Source organism: Desulfuromusa ferrireducens, from assembly GCF_055389805.1.
In genome coordinates this window covers 1,894,063-1,919,497 of sequence record NZ_AP042415.1, presented here as the reverse complement: position 1 = coordinate 1,919,497, position 25,435 = coordinate 1,894,063, and the positions used below count along the sequence as shown (strand labels likewise).

Genomic DNA, 25,435 nt, shown 5'->3' with positions numbered 1-25,435 from the left:
ATATCATGTCCCAAGATTACTATTCGCTTCTCGGCGTCGAACGCAGTGCCGATGCCGCAACAATAAAAAAAGCTTACCGCAAACTGGCGCAAAAATACCACCCGGACCGCAACCCCGGCGACAAAAGTGCTGAAGATCGCTTCAAACAGATTACCGAAGCCTACGCGGTTCTTTCCGATACCAGCAAGCGCCGTCAGTACGATCAATTCGGTGATAGCGGTTTTCATCAACGTTTCAGCCAGGAAGATATCTTCCGCAACATGGATTTCGGCGATATTTTCGGCGGCGGCGGTGGTAGCGAAGACCTGTTCAGCCAGCTGTTCGGTGGCGGGCGCGGACGCGGTGGCCAACGCCGCCCGAGCAAGGGGCAAGACTACTCGATGCAGATCAGCATCCCCTTCCGCCTAGCAATTCAAGGAGGCGAGCGGCGGATTGACTACCGCAACACCGGTAGAGTCGAACAAATCAAGGTACGCATTCCGGCCGGGATCGAAAGTGGTGCCAAGTTACGTGTCGCCGGCAAGGGCGGTGCCAGCCCAAGCGGAGGGCCAACCGGTGACCTGTTCCTGCAGATCGATATCGAATCGGATCCCCTTTTCAGCCGCGAAGGCAATGACCTGGTGGTCAAAGTCGAAGTCCCTTTCAGCGGCATCTGCCTCGGCACCAGCGTCGAAGTCCCGACTCTCGACACCCCAAAACGAGTCAAGATTCCGTCAGGGATGCAACCTGGGCAAAAAATCCGATTACGGGGTTTTGGCGTAACCGCATCCGGCAGAAGGCCAGCGGGAGACCTCTACGCCGTGATCGAAGTTGCAGTTCCGAAGACTTTAACTGAACAGCAGAGAAATCTCATCGAACAACTTAATGATCTCGATATCTGACTATTTCTCTTAATAATATCAGCACTTTTAAAATCTATACGGGCAATGAAAAGCGGCTTTCATCATTAAATATTTGCAAAACACAGCCCAAGGGCATTTCACTTGCAGGGGTAGCTCTGTGCAAGCTATAGTGTCAAATTCTCTTTTTCGAAAGTACTCGACAACGTGACCGAGCGAAACAACATAACCAACCTGCTGTTGTTATGCGTGCTGACAGGCATTCTCATTGTCAGTGGTAGCCTGCAGTGCGCCTTTGATTGTCTGACCGAAGTCGACAACGTGCGTAGCTCGGCAATTAAGGTTAATGCCTGTCACCTAAACTTTGTTCAAATTGAATATGCCGACAACTGCCCGAACAACGCCTGTCACCAAGTAAGTCCGGTCCACCGCGATCTTGGTGGACCGGAAATTCACAGTTTTCAAAAACTTCCCCAACCCTTGTTCAGCAGTTATCGCCAGCCTGCGCCGCAGTTCCGGTCGGGAAGCCCCCTGATACTGCCTGCAGTCAAGCCACAACCACTATTTGCCTTTCAGGCAACAACCTCTTCAGCCCCCCTGCACGCACTTTACGGGATACAAACGACGATCCTGCTGAATTAAAATTCTTCTGCCGCACCAGTTGACGTCAACCAGCCCCGCTGGTTATAGTTACCAAATCTGTCATCTTTACTGGGTGATGGATCTGCACAGGAGAATTTTGTTTTGACAGAGAAAAACGATAACCTACCCGATCGTATTTGGGACTTTTTCTGCTCCCTCAAACTGACCATCGTTATTATGCTGCTGCTGGCGATAACCTCGATTATCGGTACCGTGCTTCAGCAGAATGCCCCGGCCGCGGACTACATTAAAGAGTACGGCCAGGCGAACTATGAACTGTTCGTTAAGTTGCAGTTCGTTGATATGTACCACTCCTGGTGGTTTATCGGCCTGCTCGGACTGTTCAGCATCAACCTGATCTGCTGTTCGATCAAAAACTTCCCGCGGGTTTGGAAATTTGTCAGGGAGCCGGTTCTGGTTGCCAGCCCCAGCATGCTTAAAAATTCTGCCAATCGCGCGGAATATACCTGCAAGGAAGATCGCCAACAGCTGGCTACCCGACTATCTGGTCTGCTGAAAAAAGAGTTCGGCAAAATCATTGAAACCGAAGTCGATGGCAAACTCTATCTTTTTGCGCAAAAAGGCATCTACTCACGCTTCGGCGCCTACATGACTCACCTGTCAATCCTGATCATCATGGCTGGTGCCATTATCGGCAATGTCTGGGGTTACAAAGCCTACGTCAATATCACTGAAGGCACCTCGACCGACCAAGTCTGGTCCCGCTCAGGGCAGGTGCCGATTGATCTCGGATTTACCGTCCGCTGCGATAATTTCGACGTCAGCTACTACCCGAACTCTCGCCGTCCCAAGGACTACAACAGTGACTTGGTCGTTCTGGAGAATGGTCAAGAGATTTTGCGCAAGCGGATCGAGGTTAATGACCCGTTGACCTACAAGGGAATCACCTTCTACCAATCAAGTTACGGTTCGGCCGGTAACGCTTTTTTCAAAGTTAAGGTGACTGAGAATGCGACCGGCAAAGTGATGAATTTCAATGCCCGTCAGGGTGAACGCCTCAAACTGCCAAACGGATATGCTTTTTCCATCAGCGGCTTTACTGAAAATGATCGTCAGTTCGGCGCAGCGATGCAGCTAAAAGTCAACTCCCCGGATGGCAAACAGGGACGCCCCTTTGTAGTCTGGAAGAAGTACCCTGAGTTTGACGTCAAACGTGCCGGGACTTTCAGCTTTGCGCTGATCGAACATGAAGAACCACAGTTCACCGGGCTGCAGGTCGCCAAAGATCCCGGCGTCGAAGTTGTCTGGCTGGGTTGCTTCTTGATGGTTTTCGGCTCCCTGACCGCCTTTTTCTTTTCGCACAAGCGGGTCTGGGCCTGCCTGGAAAAGGAAGGCGGCAAAACCAAAGTTCAGATTGCGGCCAATGCACACCGCAATCAGCCTGGCTTCTCCCTTGCTTTTGACGAGTTCAAACAGAAGCTGGATGCAACTATTGAAAATAAATCCTCAGTGAAGGAGGGATAATTATTATGGAAAGCGGACTACTCTTTAACCTGGTTACCGTCGCTTATTTTGTTGCGATGCTGCTGTTTTTTGCCTATTTGGCCAGTCGTAACAACATTCTGGGACAATCCGCCACCCTCGCCTCCTTTATCGGCCTGGTGATGCACACCGCCGGGCTTGGCATGCGCTGGTACGAGTCTTATCAGATTCTCGGCGCTGATGGTCGAGCACCGTTGACCAATCTGTACGAATCAGTGGTCTTTTTCTCCTGGTCGATTGTGCTGATCTACCTGCTGATCGACCTCAAATACAAGCAGCGCACCGTCGGCGCCTTTGTCATACCGTTTGCACTGTTCAGCCAACTTGGTGCCCAAATGTGGCTCAACGACGCCATGGACCCGCTGGTCCCGGCCCTGCAGAGTAACTGGCTGACCTATCATGTCATCACCTGCTTCCTCGGCTATGCGGCATTTGCCCTGGCTTGCGGTGTCTCGGTCATGTATCTGATCAAGATCGGCAAAGAGGAAAAACATCAAGGTGACGAACCAATGGGCGGTCTGCTCGGTTTCTTCCCACCGACCCGGGTCCTGGATGACATCAATTATCGGGCCATCATGATCGGCTTCCCGCTGCTGACCCTTGGTATCGTTACCGGCGCCGCCTGGGCAAACTACGCCTGGGGCACCTACTGGAGCTGGGACCCGAAAGAAACCTGGAGCCTGATCGTCTGGTTTATCTACGCTGCCTTTATCCATGCGCGCTTTACCCGCGGCTGGGTTGGCCGGCGTGCCGCATGGCTATCGATTATCGGCTTCGCTGCGACGATCTTCTGCTATCTCGGAGTCAACCTGGTCCTTTCCGGACTGCACTCTTACGGCAGCTGAGGTAAACAGAGTTCATTATGACAGCGGGAATGTTCCTTTCTTAATCGGAATGATGTCCAGAGGAAGAAGACAATTCCAGCGTTTCCAGATAAACACCCTAACGAGCAGGCCCCCGATGGGAGTCTGCTCGTTGCGTTATCGTCAAAGCAACAAGGGGTTCTGTCTTCAGTAACCCCGTAACTGCTTTAAATTGAAAGGTTCGATATGCGTCGACTGGCGTTAATTATTATTTTACTCGTGTTAGTAGGCGGTGCTGGCTACATTTATTCCAACCTGCCGGAAACCACAACCGTTGTTGCTGGCGATACGGCCCCCGACTTCCAGCTTCAGGACACAAAAGGCAATCAGGTGTCTTTGGCTGCGTTGCGCGGCAAGGTTGTCATGGTGAATTTCTGGGCGACCTGGTGTCCACCATGCAAAGAAGAGATGCCTTCAATGGAAAAGCTCAACGAAGTCATGGCTGGTGACGATTTTGTCATGCTGGCGATCAATGTTGAGCAAAATGGCCGGTCAGTCGTTCCGCCATTTCTAAAACAGACCCCGCATGATTTCACCGTCCTTTATGATGACAAGGGGACCGTGCAGCAGCAATACGGCGTGTACAAGTTTCCAGAATCCTTCATTGTACGCAAGGATGGCACCGTTGATCAAAAGGTCATTGGCGCCATCGACTGGGCCAGTCCCAAGACGATTGCCTATTTCAAAGGTCTAAGCAAAGGATAACCAATTGCTACAGCAAACTGCTGACATAACTTACTGGATTGCGTTTACCGCCGGGATTTTGTCCTTTGCATCGCCCTGCGTGTTACCGCTGATTCCATCATACTTAACCTACATTACCGGGCTATCTTTTAGCCAATTAGATGATGAACACCCCGATGCCAAGGTCCGTCTGACGGTTTTGCTTCACTCCCTCTGTTTCATTTTGGGGTTTTCCTTTATTTTCATTCTCCTGGGTGCTATTGCCGGCATCGCTTCCAGTCAAATCCAAGTCTTCCTACGCGAGGGCCTGGAGTGGGTTGAGAAGATCGGTGGATTACTGATCCTCCTGTTCGGGGTTCATATGACCGGCTTGTTTTCTTTTGCTTTTCTCTTAGGTGATAAGCGCGTCCAACTACACAAGAAACCGAGTGGTTTTATCGGCACATTCGTCGTTGGCATCGCCTTTGCTGCCGGCTGGACTCCGTGCATCGGCCCAATTCTCGCTTCAATTCTGATGGTGGCCGCCTCATCCGGGCAGGTCGGCCAAGGAATCGGCTTACTTTCACTCTATTCCTTGGGGCTGGGCATTCCCTTTTTGCTCTCGGGCCTGCTCTTTCACCAGTTCCTGAGCGCTTTTAAACGGTTCCGCAAACACATCCGGCTAATTGAAATCGGCACCGGCATGATGCTGATCGCAGTCGGGATCATGCTGATGTTCAACCTGCTGAGCACAATTACCATGTTTTTCTACCAGTGGGTTCCCGTCCAAGGATAGAAATTGGATGAAAAACAGTACGCTCGCGCAATTTTTGCGAAAATCATTGTCCTATTTTGGAGAACTTTAGATATGTCCAAATCCGATCAAGCGATCAATACAAACTGGACACTTCTTTTTCTGTGTTGGCTGCTCGTCAGTGTGTCAACCACGATAAGTGTCTTTTTCAGCTATGTTTTGGAATTTGAACCCTGTGTGCTGTGTTGGTACCAAAGGATCTGCTTGTTTCCTTTGATCTTTATTCTAGCCGCAGGACTTTTCCCTGTGTTGGATAGAAGCGTGGTCAAATATGCCCTGCCTCTTGCGACGGTGGGTGCGTTGATAGCCTTTTACCATACCCTGCTCTACGCGGGAATCATTCCAGAAAGCATTCAGCCATGCTCACAGGGTGTCTCATGTACCGAAAAATACATCGAGCTGTTTGGTTTTGTGTCGATCCCGATGCTTTCATTCTTTGCATTTATAACAATTATTGCCCTACTAATTACCTTGATGAGGAGAACAGCTAAATGAAGTACGTGCTTATAGGGACAACATGCCTGGTACTTGCCTTTGCCTTTGTTGTCGGCATGAACTACTACCAGGAAAAGCAGGCCGATAAATACGGATTTATGGCGCAGAAAAACGCTGAACTTTTTGTCAGAGATCATTCCCAGGCACTCGGCAGCGATGATGCAAAAGTCTATATTGTCGAGTTTATGGACCCTGCCTGTGAAACCTGCGCTGCCTTTGCACCGTTTATCAAGCAGATCATGGCCGCCAATCCGGGTAAAATCAAACTGGTGCTTCGCTACGCTCCGTTTCATGATGGCGCCGATAATTTTGTAAAAATCCTTGAAGCCGCCAGAATGCAGGGAAAATACTGGGAAACCCTGGAAGTGATGTTTAAAAGCCAGCATATCTGGGCCAGCCACGGCAACTGGCAGCCGCAAAAACTATGGGAAGTGCTTCCCCGGGCAGGCGTAAATGTCGAACAAATCAGAAAAGATATGCATAGCCCCGCTATTGCAAAAATCATTGAACAAGATATGGCTGACGTGAAAACCCTGAATGTACAAAAAACTCCGGGTTACTTTGTTAATGGCAAGCCTCTGCAGAACTTTGGCTACAAACAACTGCAATACTTGATTCAATCAGAGCTGGATGCAAAATACCCGAAATAAGCATCGAGCAAGAGAACGCTCATAGCTTAAAATCGCACCAACCGCACATTAAAACGGCCCGCACCATTCATTCTGGTGCGGGCCGTTTGTTTTTATTCCAACAGACCAGCTAATCGAAGCAATCGCTGCGATACATCATCGCCAACTGGCCACGACTCGACAGACAGTCGGGACAGAGCTTCCCAGGATCACCATAGTCCTCTTCAGCCAACATCTGACCGGCAATCTGGGCCGGTTCGGTCAATTGCTGATCAGGATCAAATTCTTTTTGGCAAAGCAGACACTCCCTCATCACGTCCTCCGCGCCTCAACCAGGGCCGCCATCCCGGTAAGAAAATCACTGTGATCATTCAATGACGGAGCACGGTGAAAATGCAGAAACCCACAATCTGCAGCCAAGTTACGGTACTCAATATCGATCTCTTCCAAGGTTTCAATATGGTCGGAAACAAAGGAAATCGGCACCATCAACAATGAACGATGTCCGGCGGCAGCAAGTTGCGGGATCATCTCTTCCGTGCCCGGCTCCATCCATTTAACAGGACCGCTACGACTCTGATAAGCAATCGACCAGGCATAATCGCCAACCCGGCGCATCACTTCTTTGGCAGTCGTTTCGACATGCTGCTGGTAGGGGTCACCGCGGTCGATAAACTTCTGCGGCAGGGCATGGGCAGAAAACAGAATCTGCACCTCATCACGCAGCATATCGTGAAAGGCCTCCAGTCCCTCGGTAACTCGCTGCGCCAGAGAATCCAGATAACCGGGCCAGTCGTACCAGTTTTCAATCAATTGATAGTCAAGCTCGGGATAGACCTGCGCCGCGGCACTTTTAAAATCATTGATGCTGCTGCCAGTGGTCGCGCCAGTGTAATGCGGGTACATCGACAGCACCACAGCCTTTTCAATTCCCGCGGCTTTGATCTCAGCCAAGACCGGTTCGGCACGCGGGTGCCAGTAGCGCATCACCACAAACGGCTGCATATCCTCCAGTCGCTCGGCTATTCCGGCCGCCTGTTTCTGCGTCCATTCGAGTAGTGGCGATTTGCCACCAATGGTGCGATAATTTTCCACCACTTTTTTGGCACGAAAATGGGAGATCAACTTGGCAAACGGCTTCTGCAACAACGCCCCGGCGGGAAGCTGAATCAATTCGCGATCGGAAAAAAGATTATAAAGGAAAGGTTCAACCGCCTCGAGAGAATCGGGGCCGCCCATGTTGAGTAGGATCAGTGCAGTCGGTTTATTGTTTGTGGCCATTTTAAAACCCTTAAAAACCCCGGGGTCGCGGCCCCGGATGCCGCCATACTCTTTTGGTATGCCCCAAAAGAGTAAGCAGAAAAAGGCACCCCGCTCCTTGCCCGCCGTTGGCGGGTTCCCTTCACTTCACAGTCAATTGAAGCGCTCGCAAAACTCGGGCTTCGCCCTCAAACATTCCTCGCTTTACCTTCAATTGACTGTTCCGTTACGGCTGTGTCACAGGGGACCAAAAAGCAAGGGGAAGAATTTCAATTCTGCCCCTTAGCCTTACACAAATATCCCAAGGCACAGCAAAAAGTTCTGTGGCAAGGCTTGCTCAGACTTTGAAGTGAGGCCTAGCAGCGCTAGGTCGCAGCGCCAAAGTCTGAGCGTAACGCCGCCACAGAGATTTTGGCGAAGCCCTTACTTTTGACTTAGTCTATGAACACATTCAACCATATGAATGGCAGCTTCCGGCGGAACCGTTGGCAGAATGCCGTGACCAAGGTTGAAAATAAAGCCGGGACGATCATCGTTCTCGTTAAGAATCCGCTGCACTTCTTTTTCGATGTAATCCTTCGGCGCGTAGAGCACGGTCGGATCGAGATTTCCTTGGACAGCGATATCAGGGCCAAGGATATCACGCGCCTTGCCGAGGTTGACGTGCCAATCAAGACCGAGCACATCGGCGCCGACTTGCTTGACAATCTCGAGCATACCGCCACCACCTTTGACGAAATAGATCACCGGGACACCGTCACGGTTAAGGCCGTCGATCAGCTGCTTGACGTAGGGCAGGATGTATCGTTCGTAATCGTGCGGAGCCAAAATACCGCCCCAGGTATCGAAAATCTGAATGGTCTGGGCACCGGCTTCGATCTGCATGTTGAGATAGCGACGATCCATCTCGGTGACTTTTTGCATTAAGGCATCAAAAAGCGGAAAATCGGAGTACATCATCTGCTTGAGGGTGGCGAAATCCTTGGAACCCTTGCCTTCAACCATGTAGCAGGCCAAGGTAAAAGGTGCGCCGCCAAAACCGATCAACGGCACACGGCCTTCGAAAGCAGTGCGCAAACGCTTGATGATGGCCGGCACATAAGAGACCGCTTCGGCCATATTCTCCGGCACCACCAACGCATCAACGTCGGCGGCGGTGCGGATCGGCTTGGCAAACACCGGACCGGGAACAAAATCAAGCTCCATCCCCATCGGCTCAATCGGCGTCAGGATATCGGAGAACAGAATCGCCGCATCAGCATCTAGGATATCGATCGGCTGAATGGTGACCTCTGCCGCACGGGCCGGATCTTTGCACAGATCGAGGAAAGTCCCGCCGCCTTTGGCACGAACATCTTTGTAGCACTGCAGGTAACGGCCGGCCTGGCGCATCAACCAGACAGGAACACGATCAACGGGCTGGCCCCAACAAGCTTTGATAAAATTGTATTCGGTCATTATTGTGAATCTCCTAGGCTAAACAGTTTCGGGCGACCCATGGGTCGCCCCTACAGACTTTATATATCGAATTGGAACTATTTTAGGGGCGAGCTATAGCTCGCCCGAGTTTCAAATCTTATTCTTTCGCTGCATTCTCGGCGGCTTCTTTTTCCATCCGCTTCTGGGTGCGCTGCGGAATGTAATTACAGAATGGCTCTTCAGCCATGTAGTCACCATAGACAGCATCGGCACGGGCACGACAACCGCCGCAAACGTTGATAAACTCGCACTCGCCGCACTTGCCTTCATATTTACTGAAATCACGCAGATCGTTGAAAACCTTGGAGTTGAACCAGAGATCTTTAAACGGTATCTGTTTGACGTTGCCGACCGAGGAATGGAAGTAAGAGCAGGGCTTGAGATTGCCAAAGCAGTCGATCAGGCAGATGGTCTGCGCGGCGATACAGCCCTTGCCGCCACCGGTGGAGAAGGTCAGGCTGCGCCGTTTGAAATCGACCCCTTCGGCCTTGGCCATCTGCGGCACGATCCGGTAGTAGTGCGGGGCACAGGTCGGCCGCATGAGGATCTCATCTTCGTGCTTCTCCTGCTCGTAGTGCCAGGAGAGGATCTCTTCGTAATCGTCCTTGGAAACCAGCTCGTCCATGATCTCTTCACCACGACCGGTCGGTACGATCATAAACATGTACCAGGCAGTGGCGCCGATACTCTTGGCCAGTTTAAAGCAGTCACCGATATCATGCTGGTTGCGTTTGGTAAACGAGGAGTTAACCAGAAACTTGATGCCGTTACGCTTAAGGGTCTCGGCGCCGCGGAGGGTGCCCTCAAAAGCCCCAGGACTGCTACGGAAATCATCATGAATCGCTGCAGTGGAACCATCGAGAGAAAGGGAGACCATCTTGATGTCGGCATCTATCATCTTCGCGCAGACTTCATCGGTGATCAGGGTGCCGTTGGTCGCCATGCACATGCGCAACCCTTTGCTGGTGCCGTACTTGGCGATATCGAAGATATCCGCCCGCATCAGCGGCTCACCGCCGGAAAGGACCATCACCGGCTGGCTGACTTCGCAGATATCATCGATCAGCTTAAAGGCTTCTTCGGTGCTGAAATCCCCTTCCGCGGCATCCATATCGGAAGAACAGCGGCAGTGTACGCAATTAAGATTGCAGCGCTGGGTACTCTCCCAGGCCAGCCATTTTGGAATATATTGTTCCTGCTTGGGGCTCATGCTAACTCCTTAAAACCGAAGTCGTTAAAGACACCGGCTACAGTCGATTTTTGTCGGACGGAAAATCTTATGCAATCTTGTCAAGATACAACAAAAGAGCAGTCAAACTCAAGCGGTGCGTGACTCAACAACCGGCTACCGCCTCAGTCGTTATCAACCGCCAACCACATCCGCTGGCCTTCGACCGTTACGCTGAAAGCTTGCGGCGAGGCACTCTGCAGCAGCTTCCACAGGTAGTCCTGAATGCTCCCATCGGCGGTAAAAAGGCGAGAACTCAGCAGCAGGTCGAAAATGCGTGAACGCAGGATCTGATCGCAACCGGTCAGGTCGATCAACAGCATGGGGCCGTCAGCCACCCCTTCTTCGTGCAGAGGATCGGGCGATACGACAATACTGCCCTCCAACGCCGCCGGAACACCGATTTTACGTAAAAAATCGGAAGCCAGAGCCCGGTTGTATTTAGCCACAGACATGGTTTCACCAGGTGCCAAGGATAACGTTGGAACGACAAACAGGCTGCCACGCTCTTTCAGCTCATCCTGGTTAGAAAAGAAATGCATCTGCTGCAAAACACTGTCGAGGGTCTCTTTTCGCATCTGCGGAGCCAGCAGATAAGCGTACTGATCGTAGGCCGGACGCTCCTGCCCGAAACCAAGCACCGGCTCCCACGGTTTTTCCGTCGGCGGCGCTTCTTTCAGTTTCTGTTCCTGCATCTGCCCCAGCAGTTGTTTGAGTTTTTTCAGCTTTTCCTGTAACAGTTCAACCCGCTCTTCCTTTTCACCGGCAATGGCCGGCGGGACAAACGACAGCTGCAGAAAACCAAAAAGCAAGAGGCAGCAAATCAATGAGGCAGTTATTCGAAACATTTTGAATCTCCTAAGGCGCGATTTTACTAACAATAAAGTCCGAGGATTATACAGAAAAAATGACCCGGATGGAGCTTTTAATATTCTCCGACTCAACAATCCGAAAAGCATCTCGGCAGCGGCAAAAAAAAAGCCGCGAAGCGTAAATACGCTCTGCGGCCTTAATTTATCTACCTGACCGAGGTGTCAGCAGGCGTTGCGCTCAGCAAGAGGAAACAGTTCCTCAAAGATCTCTTTGACGGTGGTAATTCGATCCGCTTTCCAGGCATTAGTGCCGCAGAAGATCAGCCCCGTCTGCATATCCCCTTTTTGCGCCCGATCAAGAGCATGGACGATGCAGAAACGCTCCTGAGAAGTTTTATAGGCACATTTTTTCAGACAACCGGAGGGACAGCGGACATCCAGATCGACATCACGCTGGCGAACCTGATCGATGTTGCCCGTCAGGGCGCGACCCGGCAACCCAGCAGGACTCATAATCAGACCGATGTCTTCCTTGGTGCAATTCAGGTAGGCCTGCTTGAAGGACTCATCGGCATCGCATTCTTCAGTCACGACAAAACGGGTGCCCATTTGTACGCCATCGGCGCCTTGCGCCAAAGCATGCTGCAGATCCTGTCGATCCCATACACCTCCAGCGGCGATCACCGGAATATCCAGGCTCCATTTTTCTTTCAAATAGTCCTTAACGCCGCGCACGGTCGCATACTGATCGTATTCACCAGTGCCGATCCGTTCTACCTTTTCGCCGAGATGACCTCCGGCGGTGTCGGGATCCTCAACGACAATGGCGTCGGGTAACCGCTGAAAGCTTTTATGCCATTTACGGCAGATCAGTTCCGCTGCCTTGAGTGAGGAAACTATCGGCACCAGTGCGACATCAGGATAATCGCTGGTCAGACCGGGCAGGTTCATCGGCAGACCGGCACCACTAACAATCAGCTTGGCACCACCCTCACAGGAGGCCTTGACCACATCGTCGTAATTACTGACCGCAACCATTGCGTTAACGCCGACCACACCATCGGGAGCAATTGCATAAGCTTTGTGCAGTTCATCGATCAACGCCTGGCGATCGGCAGCAAAGAAGTTCTTACCGTTGTATCGCTCACTGTTCAAGGCCAAGCCCGCCGCAGCGATCAGACCGATACCACCGTTCAATGCGACATGCCCAGCCAGTCGGGCGCCGGAAACACGGACTCCCATTCCCCCTTGAATAACCGGAAACGGGACACTGTGCCGACCTATTATTAAACCTTCAACCATAATTTGGCTCCTGTTTTTTTTTGAGTTGGCTAGTCTAACAGTTTGGACGCTTCGCCAAATGTAATACTTGTGTAAAAACTCTCTTGTTCCGAACGGTTGCAGATGCTAATAGAGAAGTCATGAAAATTTTCCGCCGTATGTTTCACCCACTGATCACCTTTATCGGCATCCAGCTGCTGTGGATTTTCCTGCTGGTTTCTTGGATTTACTGGTTCCTTGGCCGACATCAGCAGCTCAAAGACCTCGCCGATCGCTATCAGGCGGAATGGCTACCGGATACCACCGACTGGTTTATTCTTACCGAGGGAATCGTTCTTTTAGTGGCGATCCTAGCCGGAATCTATGTCATTTTCATTTTCTGGCGACGGCAGGCTTCCCTTAACCGAGCACAACGGCATTTCATCAACCAGGTCACGCATGAACTGAAATCGCCATTGGCATCCATTCAGCTCCACCTGGAAACCATCGAACTGCGCCGTCCCGACGGCGAAACGCTGCAGCAATTCGTCAAGCTGATGCAAAAGGATACCGATCGGCTCGGTGGGCTGATCAGCAATCTGCTAAGTGCCGGTCAGCTGGAACATAAAGAGAGCCGCCTGCCCCTGCATTACGGCAATCTCTCGCAGACGGTCGAGAATTACCTTCAGCAAAAACAGGATATATTCCCAGACAACGGTCAGTTGAGCTGGAAAATCGAACCAGACCTGATGGCCAAGTTTGATGGCGAGATGATCGAAACCGCACTGCGCAATCTACTGGAAAACGCCATTCTCTATGCCGACGGCCCGCCTGCGGTACGCATCAGTCTGACTCGCGAAGGCAGCCTGGCGCACTTGCAGTTTGCCGATCAGGGCCGGGGAATCGAACCCAAGTATCGAAAAAAAGTGTTCAAAATGTTCTACCGTATTCGTCGCGGCGACCGCACGGTGCGTGGCAGTGGCCTCGGCTTGTTCATCGTGCGTAACGCCATCCGCCTGCACGGCGGCAAGGTCTGGCTGAAAAGTCCCGGGCCCGGTTTTGGTACTACCTTCCACCTGACCATTCCCCTGACCCAAGCGGAGCCCACCGATGAATAAACAAGTGCCGCTGCTGCTGGTTGAAGATGAGCCCCATATTGCCCAGGGGTTGATCTATAATTTGCAGGAAGAAGGCTACCTGGTCAGTCATGTTGAAAGTGGCGAGGCCGCTCTGGAGCACTTGCAGGACAACGCCTGCGCGCTGATAATTCTCGATCTGATGCTACCCGGCATTGATGGACTGGAGGTTTGCCGCCGGCTCCGCCAGCAAGGCAATCAGATTGCAATTTTAATGCTGACCGCCCGCGGCGCAGAACAGGACCGGATCGCTGGCCTCAGCGAAGGGGCCGACGACTATCTGGCCAAACCCTTTAATCTCAAAGAATTCCTCTTGCGGGTCGCCGGTTTATTGCGGCGCGCCAGTTGGCACCAGCCAGAATCGACAAAACAATTGATTCGTTTTGGCAACAACCGGATCGATCTGGACAATCGGCTGGCACAAACGGCCAATGGCCAATTGCAACTGACCGAACTGGAGATCAAAATGTTGCAGCTGTTTACAAGTAACGAGGGCAAGGTGATCAGTCGCGGCGAGTTGCTGCAATCGGTCTGGGGCATGCAACCGGACACCGAAACCCGCACCCTCGATAATTTCATTGTTCGGCTGCGCAAATATTTTGAGTTGGATCCAGCCAAGCCGCGCCATTTTTTAACCATCCGCGGACGAGGATATCGATTCAAGCGTAATACCGACGCAAAATAATCAGCGTGTGCTATGCGGCAAAAGACTGGGAAGTCTGTTTAACTTGCAGCTGACAGTCAATTTTTGACATCCATCAGGTCGCCACTGTCTGACGATCCATTCCGGAGAGAGCATGAACCGGCACCTCAACGACACTCCCTTCATGCAACGCTTTGCGCAACTGTTTTTCCCCCGCCAAGGTAGCGGCAGGCCGAGCAATAAACTCGGCACATTTATCGGCGTTTTTACCCCCACGGTGCTGACCGTCCTCGGCGTGATCATGTACCTGCGCTTCGGCTGGGTGGTCGGCCAGGTCGGGATCGCAAAAACCCTGCTGATCGTCGGCATGGCCAATGCCATCACCCTGATTACCTCGCTCTGCCTGTCAGCGGTAGCCACCAATTCGCGGGTCGGGATCGGCGGCGCCTACTTCATGATTTCACGCAGCCTGGGACTGGAAATCGGCGGCGCCATCGGCCTGCCGCTGTTCCTCTCGCAAGCGCTGTCAGTCACTCTTTACGCTTTCGGCCTGGCCGAATCCCTGCGCCTGGTCTGGCCAGCAGCGCCGCTGATGCCCTGCGCTTTTGTCATTATCCTCCTCGTCGCCGCCCTCGCTTTTCGCGGCGCTGGTGCGGCACTGCGCAGTCAGGTGCCGATCATGGCGTTGATCGGACTGTCGCTGCTGGCATTGTTGCTGGGAGCACTGTTCGGCGATACGGTCACCGCTTCGGCCACTCCGGTGGCAACAGAGCCGGTCGGCTTCTGGGTGGTATTTGCCATCTTTTTCCCTGCGGTCACCGGCATCATGGCAGGCCTGAGCCTCTCCGGCGACTTGGAAGATCCACGCCAAGCGATCCCGCGCGGCACCTTGCTGGCCGTCCTGACCGGCTTTGCCGTCTACCTGCTGATCCCCTTTGTTCTCGCCCTGGGGGCCGATGCGAACGCGCTGCGCAATGAGCCGTTGATCTGGACCAAAATCGCCGTTTTCGGTCCCTGGTTGATCCTGCCTGGACTCTGGGGAGCGATCTTCTCATCAGCCGTCGGCTCAATGCTCGGGGCCCCGCGCACGCTGCAGGCGCTGGCACTGGATCATCTGGCACCACGCCTATTGGCTGGCAGTAAAAAAGGCACCGGATCCGAACCGGTTTTCGGCCTGCTGGTCACCTTGAGCTTGGCCTTAGGAGCCGTTTTTCTCGGCGATTTAAATACTGTAGCCACCGTCGTCACCATGTTTTTTCTCAGCGTCTACGGCATTGTCAACCTGGTGGCGGCGCTTGAGAAGCTCTCCGGCAACCCCTCATGGCGGCCGCGCGTCGACGTCCCCTGGTGGCTGAGCATGATCGGCGCCCTGGCCTGTTTCGCGGTGATGATGTTGATCCACCTGCCGGCCAGCCTGATTGCCATCAGCATTGAATTACTGTTGTGGGTTTTCCTCAAACGGCGCATCCGCTTCAAGGCCCGTGGCGATGTGCGACGCGACATCTATCAGGCCTTGGCGCGTTGGTCATTACTGCAACTGGCGGAGAAACCGATGACCGCCCGCAACTGGCGACCGCATATTCTGGTCTTTGTCGGCGATATCGAAAAGCGTCTCGACCTGGTCCGCTACGCCGCCTGGTTCAGCGAAGAGCGGGGCGTGGTTACGGTCAGTGAACTGATTCAGGGTGACCTGCTCAGCCTTGATCTCGACTTGCAACAGCGCCAACAACAGATACAGCAGGTTCTGCGCCGCGAAGGAATCCCCGCTTTCGGTGAGGTCAATGTAGTGCAGGATATCGAACGCGGCATCGTTGCCGTCGCCCAGGCCAATGGCATTGCCGGGATAGATTGCAATACGGTGGTTCTCGGCTGGCCGGATGATCTCGAGCGGATGACCGCCTTTATGAAGATCATCCGCCGCCTGAAACATCTCAATCAATCACTGCTGATCGGCCGGGTTGTGCCGCTACCACCAATACGCGAAGGCAGCAAACGCCGCGTCGATATCTGGTGGGGAGGACTGCAACGCAACGGCGATCTGATGTTGCTGCTTTCCTATCTGCTCAGCTGTAATCCTGAGTGGCGCGACAGCACCATCCGCATCCTCAGTGTCGCCTCGAATGAACTGATGCAGGAGACCACGCAGAACTTCCTCGGCAAACTGATCCCGGAAATCCGCATCGATGCCGAAATACAGGTGGTCATCAAAAGTGAAGAGGAAAGTGTCAAGGAGATGATTCTCGAGCAGAGCGCCGGTGCCGACTTGGTGATGCTCGGCCTGGCCACCCCCGAGGAAGGTAAAGAAGAAGAATACGCCCGCCGCCTCTATCAACTGGCAGAAGGGTTACCTGCCTGTGTCTTCGTCCACAACGGCAGCCTCTTTATCGGTGAGTTGGTCACTACCGACCAAGCAGAAACGGCCCAGAACGGGCTCCCCGATGAAAAACCCCATCAAAAAGAAAGCTAGACAGCAAAAAGCCAGTCACGGGGAGGCACCGCAACTGGCTTCTTCATACTACAAAAGGAGAAGAAAATGAGTTCGGCTCGCCTGCCACAACAAGCCTTACTTGCTATTCACTATATTGAAATTGGTTTTCAATTGCAAGCAAAACAATTACCCGTACGCTTATTATTTTTAACGAAGCGTTGGCCGGGCCATGGTTCCGGCCACACGTAGCAGATAACTGCCGTCAGTGGTTGGTTTGACGCCACTGAGGTTGAGTAAATCGCGTAAGCTGTCCGGTGTCGATGGGGTTGGGTGCAGGCGGACATTCAGATTAAGCCGAGTTTGTTCGGGAGTCCCGGCAATCAGCACAGTCCCTCCGCCACTCATTTCGATATTCCCTTCGGTCATCAAAATCTTGTCGATACTGAGCCGCTGTTGGTTAAACTTACCTTCCAGTTGAACCAGACCGAGCAGCAACCGTTCCGGCAAACCGAGGCGATCGAGTCCGATCAGGGCGGTATCGCGCAGTCGCAGTTGAAATTCCCCTTTGCCATTGAGTCCCGCGGTCGAATCTTCGGCCAGCAGTTCACCGGCCAGTTTCCCCTGCAGCCGATAGGGCAAGTCCGCTTGCTGCAACTCGACAATAGCGACATCGCTCAATTGCAGAGACAATTGACCGTCAGGATCAACTTGGGATTCGACCAGCCCTCCCGCCAGGCCTGCTTGCAAATCCACCGCCACAGATGCGGCCAGCAACTGAGTCCAGACCGGGGTCACTTGGAGATCACTGAACAGCAACGGAACCAGCTCAGCCTGGGTAGGATAAACCTTGAGATCCAGTTCAAGCCCAAAGGGGAACAGCATCTCCGCATCGCTGCCCTCCATTTTCAAGCCGGTCTGCTGGACAACTTCCCGCACCAGATAGCGTTGCATGACATCGGCCGGAAAAAAGATCCAGAAGGACAGCAGCCCACTGCCCAGAAACAACAACAGACAAAGGAGAAACAATCTGTGATTACCGGCCATAAGTTGGTGGCCGGTGCGAATATTTGCGATCAGGCTCACGGCTTCTCCAAGGACATCAACACCATATTGACATCAAGTTCCGAGCGAGTCTCAAAGCGCGGCTTAACCCGCAACGACTTGACCTGCACTCCACCACTGCGATATTCAATCGCGTGCAACAACTTGACCAGTTGCCCAAGGGAAAGCTTTTCCAACCGAATCTCGACCAATTGTTGACGAAATCCGCCCTGGATGGTCGCCGGCTGGGGGCGCATGGCCAGTAACTGTTCACGCACTCCGGTCTGCTCGGCGAGGCTTTCCACCTGAGAAAACAAGGGCTTTCCCCCGCTGCTGCGCTGGTCAGCAGTCGCCAGTTGCTGGCGTAATTGAACAATCTTTTCCCCCATCCGTGTCACCTTGGTCAGGTTGCGCTGACTGGCTGCAATCCGCCGGTCCAAGGTTCCCATGCTTTCAAAATAGGGATTAAGCAAGACATACCAGAGAAACAGCATCGCCAACAACAGCAGGCCACCGATAACAATCATTCTTTCGCGGGAGTTAAGACGTTTGATCATTCTTTCGCCCCCCCGTAGAGCTGCAGTTGCAGCTCAAAATAAACTTGACTGTTATCAGCAGCAAGCTTCGCATCGGCAATGTCCACCTGCGCGAACAAAGGATTTTTAGCCAGCTGTTCGGCAACCTGATTGACTGCTTCAAACGAATCCGTATTGCCCGCCAAACGGACCCCATCGTGGGTAAAATTGAATTCCTGAAGATCGATGCGGATTTCCGCATCGATCAAACTCGACAGGCTTTGCAGGACCGTAGCCGCCCCCTGACCGCCAAGCCCGAACAACTGAACCTGTTGCTGTAATTGGTTAAGCTGACTTTCCATCTGCAGCGGTACATCAACGACGGTTGACCCGGCCGGCATCGTCTGCCGAAAAACCCGCATGATTTGTTGTTTGAGCATTGATTGCTCTCGGCTCTTCTGTAGGTAGCCGAGGTGCATACTAAAAGCTCCGCCAATTATCACCACCAGCAACAACAAAGCGGCAACCACCAATTTACTGCGAAAGACCTCCAATTGACCGCGGGCGGCAAACTCCCCGTGGCGAAAGTTCAGCTGTTCATTTTTTTTGCTCGCACGCAGCTCCGACAGCGCCAATAAGGCAGCCGGAGCCATGCCACACTTGAGATCGTCTCCAAAAACGTCTGCGGCCGGAGACAAAATGGTTCTTCCCGACTTGCGTAGCTCGCCTAACACCCCTTCGGTCACTCCGGCGCCGATCACCCAGAGGGGCAGATTGTCCTGGCCGATCGAGTTCTCCAACTGACTGACCTGATTGGAAATAAAGTCGAGAATCTCATCCTCCGCCAGTTCACTGGTTCCCGGCAGTAAGCGATAATCCCAGATCATTCCTTCATAAATCAGCGTCACCACCACTTCAAGACGCCGGCAGTAGATCAGTATCCCTTCCTGCTCACCGAGAACCGGCAACAAGGCAAAGGGGAAAAAATCGATCCGCCGGGGATGCTGTTCCGGGTCGGGAAAATGGAGCAACATGTCGTCAATTTCTAAACGATTGACAACGATGGCATCCACCTCGTAATCGTTCTCACGGGCACGCGGCGGCAAAAAGGTGATCTGTTGATCCTCGAGCGGGACCGGCAACTGAGCGGCCAACTCCAATGGCAGGGCCGCATTGATTTTACTCTTGTCACGAAATGGAAACCGCAAGCGGCGGAACAGGCCGACCCGGCACGGCAGAGCGGTCACCATCCGATCACCTATCAGCAACTCACCACCGAGCATCTCACGAATGGCAGCAGCGGTTTCCTCCGGCGAATCATAATTGCGACTGTCGAGGACTACATCGATCTTCCCTGGCATCACCGTCAGAGCCGCCAGTCGGACCTCTGTCCCCTCCATATCGATACCGATATAACGTTTTGACATCTACTATTCCACTTTAAGGCTGAGTAACTGGTTGCCCTGCTTCTGCACAATCGCCCGCGCCGAACGAACCCCTTGATTAACACGTCCTCGGCTAAGCAACTGATAAAGATGACCCTTCACCCCAACGGACCCCTGTTGCCACGCCGCCGACCAGCGCTCACCAATTCCCTCGGCCAGGGCCAGATCGGCCAACTGCCGAAACGCTGCCTGCTGGCGATAATCGAGCAGGGCCGTAATATCCTGCCGGTCAAAAATGATTTCCACATTTCCTTCCGCTGCCGAAAATTGCCAGGCATAAAGAACCTCAGCCGCCGCGGTATTGACATTGATCTGTTCATCACCACCAACCCGCAGGTAGGGCTGCAACCGCCGCACGATCTCGGCATCAAAACCACGGATCAGGTGCAACTCATCAACGGTATCGAGCTTCGCGCCTTTGCGACTGTAGGGTGGCTGTAAATCACTATAGTAGTTATCATCCAACGTGACCATGCTGCGATCGGCGTTAAACCAATTAACCAGCGCATCGGCCAGCTCCTGCCCGGCTAACAGATCAAGCTGCAGGACCTCCCCACAGAGGGCGACAAAACGGTGATAACCGGGCAATCGATTACCGCGACTGTCGGCCACGTAGTTGGGATTGAGCCGACCGCTTAAATCGCTGATGGTGATACTGACATCACCTTCTCCGGCGGGCACATTGGCCAGCGGGTCACCCCAGAACTCCGAAGCATGATCAAAATCGTTGGTATCCTCCCGCAGGATCATGCGTGCCGCTTCGATACCGCCGCGGGCCAGATAATAAGAACGGGTCCGGTCGCGAAAAGTCTCGGTGGCGCGCAGATCGACCAGCGTCGAAAAGGAGAATTCAGTCAATAAAGCACTCAGCAGAGCAACGACCACCAGCACCAGCAGCAATGCCATCCCATCCTGATTACGTAAAGCCTTCATCAGCGCCCCTCCGGCAGCACAAAGCTGCTGCGAAAGGGAATAACCCGACCGTCCACTTGCAGGTCCAGTGAGATTTCAAGCATCTGCGGCGGGCTGCCACCGCTCCACTGTTCCTGCCACTGACCCTGTCGGTAATAGCGCACCTGAAAGCTTTTCAACCCCTCGATAAAGGGAAGCGCCTCCGACGCAGCCAGATCCGCCAGCAGCACCTGCTCGCTACGATAAAGGGTGGCGCTTTCATTCTCGCGGCGCAACTCATAGCGAACCCGCGAGATACCACCGCGCTGCTGCAGCAGCGGCGAAACCAACTCGGTATTGAACTCAAGCCCCGGCTCCCCCTCGAGGGTCCGGTCCGAGCTGAGAATCGCCTGATTGCCGAGCGGAGCCAGGCGCAAACTGCCGAGTTCGCCACCAATGCGGTCGAAAAATATCCGCACCTGATGGTAGGCATCCCCTTCTTGCTCCAAACGGTTCTTGGCACCGCTGACCGAACTGAAGATGCCGTAAATGGTTGTCAGCAGCAAGGAACCGATCAGGATCGCCAGCAACACTTCAACCAGAGTGAAACCACGACAGTCGGGCTTCATTGAACGGTCTCCTGCGACAAAAAGGAAACCAGCTCAACCATTTCATTTTTATCCGCGTCCCCCCATAGGACGGTGACGGTGATCTGCTTGACCCTATCTATCAGGGTGTCCTGATAGCTGATCTGCCAGCGGAAGTCCTCGAAAGGCGCGGCAAAAACATCTTCCTGCGCTTCCCAGCTCTGCTCTGCGGGCGGCCGCAACTCCTGCTCACTCATCAACTGTTGCGCCAGCAGCGTCCCCCGAGTCAACTGCTGCACCTGCGCCTGAACCAGAATCGTCCGGTTCGACAAGCCGAGCAGGGTGACCAGGGCGATGGAAACAATCGCCAGGGCGATCATCACCTCCAGCAGCGAAAAACCCTTATGGCAACGTCTGGCGTCCATCATCAATCTTCGTCGATCCGGTCAGCGGTGAAAAATCCAGTCGAGTGGTGGTCCCATCTTCAGCCAACAAGGTTATCTGCGTCTGCTCCATCCAGCCAAGAGGGAAAATCCGCACCGCAACCTGACCGCTGCGGAAACTGCCCTGCCCCTCGACATCAACCTGCTGCAAACGCAGCGCGGCGAGCTTTGCTTCCTTGCCGAAACTCTCTTTTTCGACCCGGCCATCTTTTGCCCGCAAACGAAAAGCCTGCAGGCTGTTACGGTCAAGATCGAAAACCAAGAGGTGCTCATCGCGTGTCAACGTGGCTTCGTTGTACAGCTGCTTGACCACCCCCGCCATCCGCCGCAGAGTCCGTCGTTCAGCACTATCGCCCTGATTCATCATCAACGGCAGACTCAGCAGACCGACCATCGCCAGCAAACTGACCACGACAATCAGCTCAATGAGGGTGAAACCGGCCGGTTTAGTTAATCTGCCAGTTGGCGATATCAGCATTTTCGCCTTCCCCTCCCGATTCACCATCGGGTCCGTAGGAAAAAAGGTCAAAATCGCCGTGTGCCCCCGGTGACAGGTAACGATAATCCTGTTCCCAGGGATCAAGAGGAATCCGTTTGATATAACCACCGGCCTTATAACGGTTGGGTATCCGCCCGCTGGTCGGCTTAATCACCAGAGCTTGCAACCCCTGCTCGGTAGATGGATAGAAACCGTTATCCAACTTGAACAGGCTCAGGGCTTCTTCCAGGCTGAGAATCTGAGTTGCCGCCGAGGTTCGCCGCGCTTTTTCCGGTTCATCCAACAGCCGCGGAATAACGATTGAAGCCAGAATGCCGAGAATCACCACCACCACCATTATCTCTATCAGCGTAAAACCACGCTGGCCGATTTTTGCCATCGTCTTCATTTCTTCTCTCCCTTGATCAACCCATGCCCTGACTGGCCTGAAAGATCGGCAGCAGCACTGCCAGTACGATGAAACCAACCACTGACCCCATCAGTAGAATCATCAACGGCTCAAGAAGTGCCATCAAGCCGTTCAAACGGGTCTGAACTTGATGTTCGTAAATTTCAGCAACCTTGACCAGCATCCCCTCCAGTTCACCGCTGCGCTCACCAACCGCTGCCATCTGCGCCAGCATGCCGGGGAAAACCTGTGCCTCGCGTAGCGGCTCGGCCAACCCGGCGCCTTCGGTGACCTTGTCACGAACCACTTCCAGCGCTTGCTGCAAATGGCTGTTGCCGAGCAGGCCTTGGACAATCTCCAGTGTCGTCAACAGCGGCACCCCGCTATGCAACAGGGTCGCCGTGGTGCGGGCAAAACGGGCGGTGGCATTCTGCAGGCTCAACTCACCCAACAACGGCAGCCGGAACTTGATTTCATCGAACCAGAGCCGCCCCTTATTGGTCAGGACGTAACGCCGCAAAATCCAGAAGAACAGCAGCAGCAAAAGCAACAGCAACCACCAGTAATCGGCCAAAAAACCGCTCAGTGACATCAGCATGAGCGTTGGCAACGGCAGAGCCTGATCGAGATCCTCCAGCATGCGGGTGATCTTCGGCACAACAAAGGCCATCAGGAACATCAATACCCCGCTGCCGACCAGAAACATCAACAGCGGATAGGTCAGTGCCGCGCGAAACTGGGCGGAGAAGCGGGCCTGTTCATCCATAAACTCGGCCAGCTGCAACAGGACCTTATCCAGGGTGCCGCTGGCCTCGCCGACCCGCACCATGTTGGTGTAGATTGGCGGAAAAATGCGCGCATGCGCCTGCAGAGCCATGTGCAACTCACTGCCCTGCAAGATATCGTCACGAATACGGCTCAAGACCTGTCCCAGCGTGCCATGCTGCTGTTCGGCAACCGTCGCCAGGGCTTCATCGAGCGGCATACCAGCGCTTAACATAGTCGACAACTGCCGGGTGGCAACCCCCAGCTGCAGCGCATCGACACGCTTAAAAAACGATTTCTGGGCAGACTCCCGACCGTGGGCGGCAACTGTCAGGGCGGTAGGAAACAGCCCTTGGTCGCGCAACTTGCGACTGGCCGCCTTCTGCCCTAACGCCTCGACCACCCCGCGCTGCTGTCGCCCCTGCCCATCGAGAGCGCTGTATTCGTAAAGCGCCACGGATTAAACCTCTTCCTGAGTGACCCGCAAAACCTCTTCGACAGTCGTTTCACCGGCTACAACTTTGGCCAGACCGGCCTGTCGCAAGGGTCGCATCCCCTGCTTCAGCGCTTGCTGCCGGATGGTCGCAGCATCGGCGTTTTCGGTCACCAAGCGACGGATCGGATCGGTCACTTCGAGCAATTCGTAGAGTCCGGTGCGGCCGAGATAACCGACCTTCATGCAGTTGTCACAACCGCGGCCGCGATAAAAAATTGCATTCTCCGGGAGCTTGCTGCCTTCGGCCAGTTCGGCCAACAATTTTTCCTCGGGCCGATAACTCATCCGGCAGTGAGGACAGATGGTCCGCACCAGCCGCTGAGCCAGCACGCCAACCAGCGCCGAAGCGGCGAGGAAGGGTTCGACGCCCATTTCAACCAGTCGCGCCAGGGCGCCAGCCGAGTCGTTGGTATGCAGGGTGGAAAACACCAGGTGGCCGGTCAGTGCAGCCTGTACAGCAATTTTAGCGGTTTCTCCGTCGCGGATCTCGCCGATCATGATCACGTCTGGATCCTGCCGCAGGATCGAACGCAAACCTTGAGCAAAGGTCAGATCGATCTTCGGATTGACCTGTACCTGACCAACGCCGGGCAGCTGATATTCGATCGGATCTTCCACTGTGATGATGTTCTGCTCACGCGAATTGATTTCACTCAGCGCCGAGTAAAGGGTGGTGGTTTTACCGGCACCGGTTGGACCGGTGACCAGAAAGATGCCATGACTTTTGTGGATCATTTTATTGATCTGCGGCAGGGCCTCCGGATCGATGCCGATATCCGTCAAAGTCAACAGGCTGGAACTCTTATCGAGCAGACGTAAAACCACCCGCTCGCCGAAGGCCACCGGCAGGGTCGAAACCCGTACATCTGCCTGGCGACCGGCAATCCGCACGGAAAAACGACCATCCTGCGGCAAGCGCTTTTCCGCGATATCCAGATTGGCCATGATTTTCAAACGCGAAACAATATTCGGCAACGCTCGCAACGGTGGACGCTGCACTTCGTATAGGATGCCATCGACCCGATAGCGCACCAGCACCTCGGTTTCAAACGGCTCGATATGGATATCACTGGCCCGCTGGCGGTACGCCTGGGTGACCAGACCGTTAACAAAACGGATGATCGGCGCTTCATCGCTGATATCGAGGAGATCCTCCATCTGCACCGGCTGATCCATATCGACCTCGCCCGCATCGATATCCGACATACTGTTATCACCGCCGCCGGAGAGGGTCTCATAGCCCTGATTGATCGCTTGCAGCAGCTTATCGGGGGAAGCCAGACAGGGAATAATTCGGCAACCGGTCAGGACCGACAGGTCGTTGAGGATGCGATTGTTATTCGGGTCAGCCACCGCCAGACGGATGGTCTGGCCATCAATTTCCAGCGGAACAGCCAGATTTTCCTTGGCGTAAGCAATCGGCACCGTGGTCAACAAATGCAGTGCGCTCGACTTGACGGCCGGTTCAGCAACATATTCCATGCCACTTTGAGTGGCCAGGGCTTCGGCCAGTACAGTTGCGCTGGCAATCCCTTTTTCGCGGATAATCTCGCCCAATTTAAGGTGATTGCTTTCCTGCTCGCGCAGCGCCTGACGAACCACCTCCTCGGAGAGCCCCTTGTCCTGCACCAGAATATCGCCAAGCTGGCGCCATCGCATCGGTCTCATGGC

27 protein-coding genes are annotated in these 25,435 nt (G+C 53.8%); 11 read left to right on the top strand and 16 right to left on the bottom strand.

Going from position 1 to position 25,435, the window contains the following annotated elements; all coding sequences use genetic code 11:
• Positions 1–5: 5 nt before the first annotated feature.
• From ACZ5PT_RS08700 to ACZ5PT_RS08665, 8 genes are all read left to right on the top strand, one after another.
• Positions 6–881 (top strand): DnaJ C-terminal domain-containing protein, encoded by an 876-nt coding sequence (locus tag ACZ5PT_RS08700; protein WP_464266427.1) that lies wholly within the window; start codon positions 6–8, stop codon positions 879–881.
• A gap of 165 nt (positions 882–1,046) precedes the next feature.
• Positions 1,047–1,481 carry a hypothetical protein gene (locus tag ACZ5PT_RS08695; RefSeq protein WP_464266426.1) on the top strand — a complete coding sequence of 145 codons (435 nt, stop codon included), beginning with the start codon at positions 1,047–1,049 and terminating at the stop codon, positions 1,479–1,481.
• 102 nt (positions 1,482–1,583) lie between these two features.
• Positions 1,584–2,966: a cytochrome c biogenesis protein ResB gene (gene resB / locus ACZ5PT_RS08690; RefSeq protein ID WP_464266425.1), complete on the top strand. Its 1,383-nt coding sequence runs from the start codon at positions 1,584–1,586 to the stop codon at positions 2,964–2,966.
• Between the two features lie 5 nt (positions 2,967–2,971).
• Complete coding sequence (gene ccsB, locus ACZ5PT_RS08685; protein ID WP_464266424.1) at positions 2,972–3,829, top strand: c-type cytochrome biogenesis protein CcsB; 858 nt, start codon at positions 2,972–2,974, stop codon at positions 3,827–3,829.
• 204 nt (positions 3,830–4,033) lie between these two features.
• Positions 4,034–4,552, top strand: a complete 519-nt coding sequence (locus ACZ5PT_RS08680) for a TlpA disulfide reductase family protein (protein ID WP_464266423.1) — start codon at positions 4,034–4,036, stop codon at positions 4,550–4,552.
• A 4-nt stretch (positions 4,553–4,556) separates the two neighbouring features.
• Positions 4,557–5,306: a cytochrome c biogenesis CcdA family protein gene (locus ACZ5PT_RS08675; RefSeq protein ID WP_464266422.1), complete on the top strand. Its 750-nt coding sequence runs from the start codon at positions 4,557–4,559 to the stop codon at positions 5,304–5,306.
• 3 nt (positions 5,307–5,309) lie between these two features.
• On the top strand, positions 5,310–5,819 hold the full coding sequence (locus tag ACZ5PT_RS08670; RefSeq protein ID WP_464266421.1) for a disulfide bond formation protein B: 510 nt from the start codon (positions 5,310–5,312) through the stop codon (positions 5,817–5,819).
• On the top strand, positions 5,816–6,469 hold the full coding sequence (locus ACZ5PT_RS08665; RefSeq protein WP_464266420.1) for a DsbA family protein: 654 nt from the start codon (positions 5,816–5,818) through the stop codon (positions 6,467–6,469). The genes ACZ5PT_RS08670 and ACZ5PT_RS08665 overlap by 4 nt, the downstream gene beginning before the upstream one ends.
• A 109-nt stretch (positions 6,470–6,578) precedes the next feature.
• Here ACZ5PT_RS08665 and ACZ5PT_RS08660 read toward each other — a convergent pair whose 3' ends face one another.
• The 6 genes from ACZ5PT_RS08660 to ACZ5PT_RS08635 all read right to left on the bottom strand — a co-directional run bounded on the left by ACZ5PT_RS08660 (position 6,579) and on the right by ACZ5PT_RS08635 (position 12,529).
• The gene (locus ACZ5PT_RS08660; RefSeq protein ID WP_464266419.1) at positions 6,579–6,761 is read right to left on the bottom strand and encodes a hypothetical protein; all 183 of its coding nucleotides are present in this window, start codon (positions 6,759–6,761) and stop codon (positions 6,579–6,581) included.
• A complete protein-coding gene (gene hemH, locus ACZ5PT_RS08655) occupies positions 6,761–7,729 on the bottom strand; it encodes a ferrochelatase (protein WP_464266418.1) in 969 nt (322 codons plus the stop codon). The genes ACZ5PT_RS08660 and hemH overlap by 1 nt, the downstream gene beginning before the upstream one ends.
• 402 nt (positions 7,730–8,131) lie before the next feature.
• Positions 8,132–9,166: a uroporphyrinogen decarboxylase gene (gene hemE / locus ACZ5PT_RS08650; RefSeq protein WP_464266417.1), complete on the bottom strand. Its 1,035-nt coding sequence runs from the start codon at positions 9,164–9,166 to the stop codon at positions 8,132–8,134.
• 118 nt (positions 9,167–9,284) lie between these two features.
• Entirely contained in the window at positions 9,285–10,397 is a 1,113-nt protein-coding gene (locus ACZ5PT_RS08645; RefSeq protein ID WP_464266416.1) for a radical SAM protein, read from the bottom strand.
• A gap of 143 nt (positions 10,398–10,540) precedes the next feature.
• Entirely contained in the window at positions 10,541–11,263 is a 723-nt protein-coding gene (locus ACZ5PT_RS08640; RefSeq protein ID WP_464266415.1) for a hypothetical protein, read from the bottom strand.
• 186 nt (positions 11,264–11,449) lie between these two features.
• A complete protein-coding gene (locus ACZ5PT_RS08635; protein ID WP_464266414.1) occupies positions 11,450–12,529 on the bottom strand; it encodes an NAD(P)H-dependent flavin oxidoreductase in 1,080 nt (359 codons plus the stop codon).
• Between the two features lie 119 nt (positions 12,530–12,648).
• Between ACZ5PT_RS08635 and ACZ5PT_RS08630 the strand changes: the two genes are divergently transcribed.
• From ACZ5PT_RS08630 to ACZ5PT_RS08620, 3 genes are all read left to right on the top strand, one after another.
• Complete coding sequence (locus ACZ5PT_RS08630) at positions 12,649–13,605, top strand: sensor histidine kinase (protein ID WP_464266413.1); 957 nt, start codon at positions 12,649–12,651, stop codon at positions 13,603–13,605.
• Positions 13,598–14,308, top strand: a complete 711-nt coding sequence (locus ACZ5PT_RS08625; RefSeq protein WP_464266412.1) for a response regulator transcription factor — start codon at positions 13,598–13,600, stop codon at positions 14,306–14,308. The genes ACZ5PT_RS08630 and ACZ5PT_RS08625 overlap by 8 nt, the downstream gene beginning before the upstream one ends.
• 112 nt (positions 14,309–14,420) lie before the next feature.
• Positions 14,421–16,733 (top strand): APC family permease, encoded by a 2,313-nt coding sequence (locus tag ACZ5PT_RS08620; protein ID WP_464266411.1) that lies wholly within the window; start codon positions 14,421–14,423, stop codon positions 16,731–16,733.
• Between the two features lie 168 nt (positions 16,734–16,901).
• On the opposite strand, the gene gspN is transcribed toward ACZ5PT_RS08620, so the two are convergent.
• From gspN to gspE, 10 genes are read right to left on the bottom strand one after another with little or no spacing between them, the layout of a single operon-like run.
• On the bottom strand, positions 16,902–17,777 hold the full coding sequence (gene gspN / locus ACZ5PT_RS08615) for a type II secretion system protein GspN (protein ID WP_464266410.1): 876 nt from the start codon (positions 17,775–17,777) through the stop codon (positions 16,902–16,904).
• Positions 17,774–18,292 (bottom strand): type II secretion system protein GspM, encoded by a 519-nt coding sequence (gspM, locus tag ACZ5PT_RS08610; RefSeq protein WP_464266409.1) that lies wholly within the window; start codon positions 18,290–18,292, stop codon positions 17,774–17,776. The genes gspN and gspM overlap by 4 nt, the downstream gene beginning before the upstream one ends.
• Positions 18,289–19,677, bottom strand: coding sequence for a GspL/Epsl periplasmic domain-containing protein (locus ACZ5PT_RS08605; protein WP_464266408.1), 1,389 nt, complete (start codon positions 19,675–19,677; stop codon positions 18,289–18,291). The genes gspM and ACZ5PT_RS08605 overlap by 4 nt, the downstream gene beginning before the upstream one ends.
• 3 nt (positions 19,678–19,680) lie before the next feature.
• Entirely contained in the window at positions 19,681–20,628 is a 948-nt protein-coding gene (gene gspK / locus ACZ5PT_RS08600) for a type II secretion system minor pseudopilin GspK (RefSeq protein ID WP_464266407.1), read from the bottom strand.
• Complete coding sequence (locus tag ACZ5PT_RS08595; protein WP_464266406.1) at positions 20,628–21,215, bottom strand: type II secretion system protein GspJ; 588 nt, start codon at positions 21,213–21,215, stop codon at positions 20,628–20,630. The genes gspK and ACZ5PT_RS08595 overlap by 1 nt, the downstream gene beginning before the upstream one ends.
• On the bottom strand, positions 21,212–21,601 hold the full coding sequence (locus ACZ5PT_RS08590; protein ID WP_464266405.1) for a type IV pilus modification PilV family protein: 390 nt from the start codon (positions 21,599–21,601) through the stop codon (positions 21,212–21,214). The genes ACZ5PT_RS08595 and ACZ5PT_RS08590 overlap by 4 nt, the downstream gene beginning before the upstream one ends.
• Positions 21,576–22,094, bottom strand: coding sequence for a type II secretion system protein (locus tag ACZ5PT_RS08585; RefSeq protein WP_464266404.1), 519 nt, complete (start codon positions 22,092–22,094; stop codon positions 21,576–21,578). Before ACZ5PT_RS08585 ends, ACZ5PT_RS08590 begins: the two co-directional genes overlap by 26 nt.
• Entirely contained in the window at positions 22,063–22,503 is a 441-nt protein-coding gene (gene gspG, locus ACZ5PT_RS08580) for a type II secretion system major pseudopilin GspG (RefSeq protein ID WP_464266403.1), read from the bottom strand. Before gspG ends, ACZ5PT_RS08585 begins: the two co-directional genes overlap by 32 nt.
• A gap of 16 nt (positions 22,504–22,519) precedes the next feature.
• Positions 22,520–23,725 (bottom strand): type II secretion system F family protein, encoded by a 1,206-nt coding sequence (locus ACZ5PT_RS08575; RefSeq protein ID WP_464266402.1) that lies wholly within the window; start codon positions 23,723–23,725, stop codon positions 22,520–22,522.
• 3 nt (positions 23,726–23,728) lie between these two features.
• Positions 23,729–25,432 (bottom strand): type II secretion system ATPase GspE, encoded by a 1,704-nt coding sequence (gene gspE, locus ACZ5PT_RS08570; RefSeq protein WP_464266401.1) that lies wholly within the window; start codon positions 25,430–25,432, stop codon positions 23,729–23,731.
• Between the last annotated feature and the right edge of the window lie 3 nt (positions 25,433–25,435).

Bases quoted from the DNA above. Each gene is read 5' to 3' on its own strand.
- ACZ5PT_RS08640 (WP_464266415.1), bottom strand. From the start codon at position 11,263: ATGTTTCGAATAACTGCCTCATTGATTTGCTGCCTCTTGCTTTTTGGT.
- ACZ5PT_RS08595 (WP_464266406.1), bottom strand. From the start codon at position 21,215: ATGAAGCCCGACTGTCGTGGTTTCACTCTGGTTGAAGTGTTGCTGGCG.
- ACZ5PT_RS08635 (WP_464266414.1), bottom strand. From the start codon at position 12,529: ATGGTTGAAGGTTTAATAATAGGTCGGCACAGTGTCCCGTTTCCGGTT.
- ACZ5PT_RS08590 (WP_464266405.1), bottom strand. From the start codon at position 21,601: ATGATGGACGCCAGACGTTGCCATAAGGGTTTTTCGCTGCTGGAGGTG.
- ACZ5PT_RS08585 (WP_464266404.1), bottom strand. From the start codon at position 22,094: ATGCTGATATCGCCAACTGGCAGATTAACTAAACCGGCCGGTTTCACC.
- ACZ5PT_RS08620 (WP_464266411.1), top strand. From the start codon at position 14,421: ATGAACCGGCACCTCAACGACACTCCCTTCATGCAACGCTTTGCGCAA.
- hemE (WP_464266417.1), bottom strand. From the start codon at position 9,166: ATGACCGAATACAATTTTATCAAAGCTTGTTGGGGCCAGCCCGTTGAT.
- ACZ5PT_RS08630 (WP_464266413.1), top strand. From the start codon at position 12,649: ATGAAAATTTTCCGCCGTATGTTTCACCCACTGATCACCTTTATCGGC.
- ACZ5PT_RS08680 (WP_464266423.1), top strand. From the start codon at position 4,034: ATGCGTCGACTGGCGTTAATTATTATTTTACTCGTGTTAGTAGGCGGT.
- ACZ5PT_RS08665 (WP_464266420.1), top strand. From the start codon at position 5,816: ATGAAGTACGTGCTTATAGGGACAACATGCCTGGTACTTGCCTTTGCC.
- ACZ5PT_RS08605 (WP_464266408.1), bottom strand. From the start codon at position 19,677: ATGTCAAAACGTTATATCGGTATCGATATGGAGGGGACAGAGGTCCGA.
- ACZ5PT_RS08645 (WP_464266416.1), bottom strand. From the start codon at position 10,397: ATGAGCCCCAAGCAGGAACAATATATTCCAAAATGGCTGGCCTGGGAG.
- gspM (WP_464266409.1), bottom strand. From the start codon at position 18,292: ATGATCAAACGTCTTAACTCCCGCGAAAGAATGATTGTTATCGGTGGC.
- ACZ5PT_RS08660 (WP_464266419.1), bottom strand. From the start codon at position 6,761: ATGAGGGAGTGTCTGCTTTGCCAAAAAGAATTTGATCCTGATCAGCAA.
- ACZ5PT_RS08700 (WP_464266427.1), top strand. From the start codon at position 6: ATGTCCCAAGATTACTATTCGCTTCTCGGCGTCGAACGCAGTGCCGAT.
- ACZ5PT_RS08625 (WP_464266412.1), top strand. From the start codon at position 13,598: ATGAATAAACAAGTGCCGCTGCTGCTGGTTGAAGATGAGCCCCATATT.
- gspG (WP_464266403.1), bottom strand. From the start codon at position 22,503: ATGAAGACGATGGCAAAAATCGGCCAGCGTGGTTTTACGCTGATAGAG.
- hemH (WP_464266418.1), bottom strand. From the start codon at position 7,729: ATGGCCACAAACAATAAACCGACTGCACTGATCCTACTCAACATGGGC.
- ccsB (WP_464266424.1), top strand. From the start codon at position 2,972: ATGGAAAGCGGACTACTCTTTAACCTGGTTACCGTCGCTTATTTTGTT.
- gspK (WP_464266407.1), bottom strand. From the start codon at position 20,628: ATGAAGGCTTTACGTAATCAGGATGGGATGGCATTGCTGCTGGTGCTG.
- gspE (WP_464266401.1), bottom strand. From the start codon at position 25,432: ATGAGACCGATGCGATGGCGCCAGCTTGGCGATATTCTGGTGCAGGAC.